Genomic DNA, 6,794 nt, shown 5'->3' with positions numbered 1-6,794 from the left:
GCTCGAGACGGCTGTCTCGTGACTGGCGACTACGTGCTTGCGACAGTCGAGTGGGTACTGGTTTCTGTGTCCTGTGTCCTTACTCCATGACATCCTGACTCCTGACTCCTGACTCCTGACTCCTGACTCCTGACTCCTGAACTCCTGAACTTCTATTTTTTATGAACATCAGAATTGGTAACGGCTACGATATTCACAGATTGGTGAGCGATCGCCCTTTAATTTTGGGTGGTGTTCACATTCCCCATGAACTCGGTTTGTTAGGACACAGTGATGCTGATGTTCTCACTCACGCCATTATGGACGCTATGTTAGGCGCTTTATCTTTAGGAGATATTGGCCATTATTTCCCCCCCAGTGATCCCCAATGGAAAGGCGCTGATAGTCTTGTGTTATTAAAACAGGTAAATCAGTTAATTATTGAGCAAGGTTGGAAAATTGGCAATATTGATTCTGTTGTTGTTGCAGAACGTCCCAAATTAAAACCCCATATTGCTACAATGCGAGATAAATTAGCAGCAGTTTTACAACTAGAACCAAATCAAGTTGGTGTCAAAGCTACTACTAATGAAAAATTGGGTCCCACTGGCAGAGAAGAAGGTATTTGTGCCTATGCTGTAGTTTTGTTAGTGGCTGGTGATTAGTTAATAGGAGGATGAGAAAATGTTTAGTTTAGATAAACCTGAAGAATTAGTTAAAATCAGACTAATTTCTAATATTTGGAATAATCAAGTTGATTCACCAGAAAAAATAGAAAGTTTATTTCAACTACCTTCTCCAGATATTATTGTCTTAGATCAAAATCAGCAAATTGCATTATTAGTAGATATCACAACGCAAGAAATTCTGAAAAATCATCAATGTAAATTTTAATAACCTTAAGAATATTTGTCAATCAATATTGATACAGCCAGAAACATTACTAATTAAAAATGACATTATGGATAATTTAATATTACAATCTATCCTAGATCATGATCAATTATATCCTCAAGAAAATAAAGAATTTATTAGTAATAATAGTAAAGACTTTGGTACATCAGAAGTAAAAAATGCTTTAGAACCAGCAGGAATCAGATATTTGACAATGACACAGCATTTTCTCGACTCGTTTAATAATTCCCGTTCATCAACCTAAATAGTATTTAGATTTTGTGGTTATATTTTGTGAAAAAAATTATGAAATTCAATAAAAACATTCTCAATCACACAACACGCCTTTTATTACTCATCACCATCCTGTCATTTACAGCATTATCAATCACAGGTTGTAACCCCAGCAACTTCAAAAGTAATGCAAGTCAGCAAGTACCACAATTAGTAACTAGCATTCTCAGCGATCCCAAAACCTTTAACTATGCCCTCAGTTCCGAATCACCTAATATTTTCGGTTATACTTATGAGGGACTAATTAGCCAAAATCCTATTACGGGTGAACTAGAACCAAATTTAGCTGAATCCTGGGAAGTTTCCGAAGATAAACTCAAAATTACCTTCACTTTAAAGGATAATTTAAAATGGTCAGATGGTAAACCATTAACCGTTGATGATGTCGTCTTTACCTATAACGATATTTATCTGAATAAAGACATCCCCACTAATGTGAGAGATATTTTGAGAATTGGAAAAGATCGCAAATTACCAACCGTGAGAAAAGTTGATAATAAAAGAGTAGAATTTAGTGTACCCGAACCTTTTAGACCATTCTTACAAAGTGCTGGTGCTGCTATTTTACCTGCTCATGTATTAAGAGAATCGGTAAAAACAAAAGATCAAGATGGTAAACCGAAATTTCTAACAATGTGGGGTGTAGATACTCCACCTGAGCAAATTATTGTTAATGGACCTTATAAACTAGAACGTTACGATACCAGTCAACGGATAATTTTTCGTCGTAATCCCTATTATTGGCGTAAAGATGCACAAGGTCAACCCCAACCTTATATTGAGCGTATTATTTGGCAAATTGTTGAATCTACAGATACATCTTTACTGCAATTTCGTTCTGGTGGGTTAGACTTTGTAGGAGTGACACCTGATTATTTTTCTTTGCTCAAAGCACAAGAAAAACAAGGTAATTTCCAAATTTATAATGGAGGTCTTTCATCAAGTACAAGTTTCATTTCTTTCAATTTGAATAAAGGTAAAAGAAATGGTAAACCCCTTGTTAATCCGATTAAATCACGTTGGTTTAATAGTGTGGAATTTCGTCAAGCTATAGCTTACGCAATTGATCGAAAAACCATGATTAACAATACTTTTCGTGGTTTGGGACAAATGCAAAATTCACCGATTTCTGTCCAAAGTCCTTATTATCTCACTCCAGAACAAGGATTAAAAGTTTATAATTACAATCCTGAAAAAGCTAAGGAATTACTACTCCAAGCTGGTTTTAAATACAATGCACAAAATCAATTAGAAGATGCACAAGGAAACCGGGTGAGATTTGCTTTACTTACCAATGCAGGTAATAAAATCCGTGAAGCAATGGGTTCACAAATTAAACAAGATTTGAGTAAAATAGGTATCCAAGTTGATTTCACACCTTTAGCATGGAATACTTTTTTAGATAAACTTTCTAATACTTTAGATTGGGAAGCATCGTTGTTAGGTTTAACAGGTGGTTTAGAACCCAATGAAGGTGCAAGTGTTTGGTCTCCTGAAGGTGCTTTACATATGTTTAATCAAAAACCCCAACCAGGACAAAAACCAATTCAAGGTTGGGAAGTTGCACCTTGGGAAGCAAAAATACATCAACTTTATATTCAAGGCGCTCAAGAATTTGATGAAGCGAAGGTGAAAGAAATTTATGCTGAAAGTCAAAAAATAACACAGGAGAATTTACCCTTTATTTATTTGGTAAATCCCTATTCTCTAGGAGCGGTAAGAAATAAGTTTGCAGGAATTAAATATTCTGCTTTGGGTGGTGCTTTCTGGAACATTCATGAAATTAAAATTACAAAGTAGGTGATGGGTGATGGGTGATGGGTGATTGGTGATTGGTGATTGGTGATTGGTGATAAATAATTATCTATTACCCCATTCCCTATTCCCTATTCCCTATTCCCTATTCCCTATTCCCTATTCCCTATTCCCTATTCCCTATTCCCTATTCCCCATTCCCCATTCCCTATTCCCTATTCCCCATTCCCCAAAAAACTGCTGTGAGTCAACCTGAAAATTTAAAATCTCTATTAGAATCTGTTGCTAATGGTACAATTTCCCCAGATACAGCTTTTGAATCTCTCAAAGATTTAGCTTATGAATCTGTGGGTGAGTTTGCCAAAATCGATCATCATCGTCATTTAAGAACCGGTTTCCCCGAAGTTATTTGGGGTCCTGGTAAAACTCCTGAGCAAATTGCTCAAATTATGGAAGTGATGCGTCATCGTACTTCCGTAGTCATGGCCACTCGTATTCAACCAGATGTATATTCTATCCTGCAAAAAAAAGTCAGAGGTTTACAATACTTTGAATTAGCAAGGATTTGTGCGATTATTCCCCATGAAATTCAACCGCGTTTTCCCGGAGAAATAGGTATAGTTTCTGCTGGTACTGCTGATTTACCCGTCGCTGAAGAAGCTGCTATGACTGCCCAATTGTATGGTTTCCGTGTGCAGCGTCTTTGGGATGTGGGGGTGGCAGGTATTCACCGTTTATTAAATAATCGTCATTTGCTTAATTCTGCATCTGTATTAATTGTTGTGGCAGGTATGGAAGGCGCTTTACCAAGTGTGGTTGCAGGTTTAGCAGATTGTCCAGTGATTGCTGTTCCTACTAGCATCGGTTATGGTGCAAGTTTTGGCGGTTTAGCTCCTTTGTTAACAATGCTTAATTCTTGTGCAGCAGGTATTGGTGTGGTTAATATTGATAATGGCTTTGGTGCAGCGGTGTTAGCAGGACAAATTTTGCGAACTTCCGAGAAATTACGCTTGGCATCGGATCAAGAGTTAGGTTAATACAGTGAAAACTGCGTATAATTTCGGTAACTGCTGATTGGATCAATTACTGCTAATTCAATAAGCTGATCACCCGTTTGGTAAAGAGATTATGGAATATTTGCATTTTCATGATACACTGTTTTCCCTTTTGGGAAATATACACATTGATATTAACTTTGTAGCTACAAAGTAGCTACTAAGATACAAGACCCAGATGTTTTAGGATAGATGCAAAATGCTTGGAATAACTTTGTTAAAACAGGTCAAGTTTGGGCAATGTTAATTGGGATGGTTATCGGCTATATGTTTAAGAGTTTAACAAGTTACGGTTGAATGAATTTTAGATTTTAGATTTTAGATTTTAGATTTTAGATTTTAGATTTTAGATTTTAAATTTTAGATTTTAGATTTTAAATTTGGAATTGATATTCATTCAAAGTCTAAAATCACAAATTGTTATTACCTCTCCTTTCTAATTTATGACCGAAAAACAAACTTGGAGCCAGCGGTTTGAAACCGCTCTACATCCAGCGATCGCTCGTTTTAATGCCAGTATCAGTTTTGACATTGAACTCATAGAATATGACATCACTGGTTCTCAAGCTCATGCTCAAATGCTGGCTCACACAGGAATTATTTCCTCAGAAGAAGGAGAGAAATTAGTTACAGGTTTAGAACAAATTAGGCAAGAATACCGAGAAGGTAAATTTCAACCTGGTATTGATGCCGAAGATGTGCATTTTGCTGTAGAAAAGCGACTTACAGAAATTATTGGCGATGTCGGTAAAAAGTTACATACCGCCCGTTCTCGTAATGACCAAGTAGGAACAGATACAAGACTTTATCTGCGCGACAAAATTCAACAAATTCGTCAGTATTTAAGGGAATTTCAAAAAGTATTACTAGATATTGCGGAAAACAACGTTGAAACCCTCATTCCTGGCTATACCCACCTCCAACGCGCCCAACCGCTGAGTTTAGCCCATCACCTCTTAGCATACTTGCAGATGGCACAACGGGACTGGGAACGTTTAGGAGATGTTTACAAACGAGTGAATATTTCCCCCTTGGGTTGTGGTGCTTTAGCGGGAACGACTTTTCCCATTGATAGACATTACACAGCAAAACTATTGCATTTTGATGATATTTATGCTAATAGCTTAGATGGAGTCAGCGATCGCGATTTTGCCATAGAATTTCTCTGTGCAGCGAGTATGATCATGGTTCACCTCAGCCGTCTTTCGGAAGAAGTGATCCTGTGGGCATCAGAAGAATTTCGCTTTGTCACCCTCAAAGATAGCTGTGCTACAGGTTCTAGCATCATGCCCCAAAAGAAAAACCCCGACGTACCAGAGTTGGTAAGAGGGAAAACCGGGCGGGTTTTTGGTCATCTTCAGGCCATGTTAGTAATTATGAAAGGTTTACCCCTGGCATATAACAAAGACTTGCAAGAAGACAAAGAAGGTATTTTTGATGCTGTGAACACAGTTAAAGCCTGTTTAGAGGCTATGACTATTTTAATGCAAGAAGGTTTAGAATTTCGACCCCAACGCCTAGCAGAAGCAGTAGCAGAAGACTTTTCCAATGCTACCGATGTCGCAGACTATTTAGCAGCGCGGGGAGTACCTTTTAGGGAAGCTTATAATATCGTTGGTAAAGTCGTGAAAACCAGTATCGCTGCTGGTAAACTGCTGAAAGATTTAACCTTGCAAGAATGGCAACAAATACACCCCGCCTTTGCAGAAGATATTTATGAAGCCATATCACCCCGTCAAGTAGTTGCAGCCCGTAATAGTTACGGTGGTACAGGCTTTGAGCAAGTTAAACAGGCGCTCATTGCTGCACGTACTCAAATTGTATAACAATAAATAGGTAATTGGTAATTGGTGATTGGTGATTGGTGATTGGTGATGGGTGATTGGTGATGGGTGATTGGTGATGGGTGATTGGGAAAAAAATAAACTGTTGCCTTCTGCCTTCTGCCTTCTGCCTTCTGCCTTCTGCCTTCTGCCTCCTGCCTTCTGCCTTCTGCCTCCTAAAAACAAGGGCGTACAGATAAAAATAAATGTACGCCCAAACATAGCAAATTAATTCCAGAGTAAATATTCAAAGAGTAAATATTCAAACAGTAAAATTAATCAGCAGCGTCCATTGCTGCTGCCCCTGTTTCTTCATCTTCACTCTTAGGTGGTCTTTGTTGGAACCGTCTTTGCATTCTTCCTGTCGTAGTCCGTTTACGAAACTTCCTGGCATAAGCCTGGTTCCGTAGCGCCTTTTCTTTTTTCGGGTTACGGCGCTTGGCCATATTCACCTCATGAATAAACAACAAAAAACTTACACTCAGGCAATATCCAGTTACCGATGTTATTGATACACCTTCAGCCTAGTGTAGAAATCAAAATAGTTGAAACAGTATCCTAGTCTACCTTATTTAATGGAGGTATGTCAAGCCGGATTGATCATAATTTTTCTTATGAGTCAGGAGTTTAAGGAGTCAGGAGTTCAAGGAGTCAGGAGTTCAAGGAGTTAGGAGTTTAAGGAGTCAGGAGTTCAAGGAGTCAGGAGTTCAAGGAGTTAGGAGTTCAAGGAGTTAGGAGTTCAAGGAGTTTAAGGAGTTTAAGGAGTTAGGCAATTACTGACAGCAGATGTTAAAATTGACTGATTCTCAGAATGACCATGAGCAAGTCCTAAGTTGACAATTTCATAGACAAAACTATACTTATATTTATTGACAAAAATCAATATATTTTTAGGAAAAAATCAACTACTTGATATATAATACGGTGATATCAAGTATTGAATTGAGACTATTGCCGACGCGAAAACCAAGCAATGATGGTGGTAGTCTTTTTC

The 6,794-nt window shown here is 37.9% G+C and carries 7 protein-coding genes and 1 pseudogene; 7 read left to right on the top strand and 1 reads right to left on the bottom strand.

All coding sequences use genetic code 11. The features are described from left to right. Positions 1-161: 161 nt before the first annotated feature. The 7 genes and pseudogenes from ispF (at position 162) to argH (ending at position 5,803) form a co-directional block, all read left to right on the top strand. Positions 162-644 (top strand): 2-C-methyl-D-erythritol 2,4-cyclodiphosphate synthase, encoded by a 483-nt coding sequence (gene ispF, locus FFR48_RS23795; protein WP_096566848.1) that lies wholly within the window; start codon positions 162-164, stop codon positions 642-644. Positions 645-663: 19 nt separating this feature from the next. Further along, positions 664-873 (top strand): hypothetical protein, encoded by a 210-nt coding sequence (locus FFR48_RS23790; protein WP_137669076.1) that lies wholly within the window; start codon positions 664-666, stop codon positions 871-873. A gap of 67 nt (positions 874-940) precedes the next feature. Beyond that, positions 941-1,138 carry a hypothetical protein gene (locus FFR48_RS23785; protein ID WP_137669075.1) on the top strand — a complete coding sequence of 66 codons (198 nt, stop codon included), beginning with the start codon at positions 941-943 and terminating at the stop codon, positions 1,136-1,138. 41 nt (positions 1,139-1,179) lie between these two features. Next, a complete protein-coding gene (locus FFR48_RS23780; protein WP_137669074.1) occupies positions 1,180-2,967 on the top strand; it encodes an ABC transporter substrate-binding protein in 1,788 nt (595 codons plus the stop codon). A 197-nt stretch (positions 2,968-3,164) separates the two neighbouring features. Next, positions 3,165-3,959 (top strand): nickel pincer cofactor biosynthesis protein LarB, encoded by a 795-nt coding sequence (larB, locus tag FFR48_RS23775; RefSeq protein WP_096566856.1) that lies wholly within the window; start codon positions 3,165-3,167, stop codon positions 3,957-3,959. A gap of 91 nt (positions 3,960-4,050) precedes the next feature. Next, positions 4,051-4,274, top strand: a pseudogene (locus tag FFR48_RS30640) (hypothetical protein). A 146-nt stretch (positions 4,275-4,420) separates the two neighbouring features. Beyond that, positions 4,421-5,803, top strand: coding sequence for an argininosuccinate lyase (argH, locus tag FFR48_RS23765; RefSeq protein ID WP_137669073.1), 1,383 nt, complete (start codon positions 4,421-4,423; stop codon positions 5,801-5,803). Positions 5,804-6,075: 272 nt separating this feature from the next. Here the strand turns inward: argH and FFR48_RS29120 are convergent, their stop codons facing one another. Further along, positions 6,076-6,246 carry an Asl3888 family RNA-binding protein gene (locus FFR48_RS29120; protein ID WP_187039505.1) on the bottom strand — a complete coding sequence of 57 codons (171 nt, stop codon included), beginning with the start codon at positions 6,244-6,246 and terminating at the stop codon, positions 6,076-6,078. Positions 6,247-6,794: the final 548 nt, after the last annotated feature.

This window comes from Sphaerospermopsis reniformis, from assembly GCF_005402885.1.
Lineage (GTDB): Bacteria > Cyanobacteriota > Cyanobacteriia > Cyanobacteriales > Nostocaceae > Sphaerospermopsis > Sphaerospermopsis kisseleviana.
The sequence above is the reverse complement of the archived record's forward strand: the minus strand, read 5'-3'. Positions and strand labels throughout refer to the sequence as shown.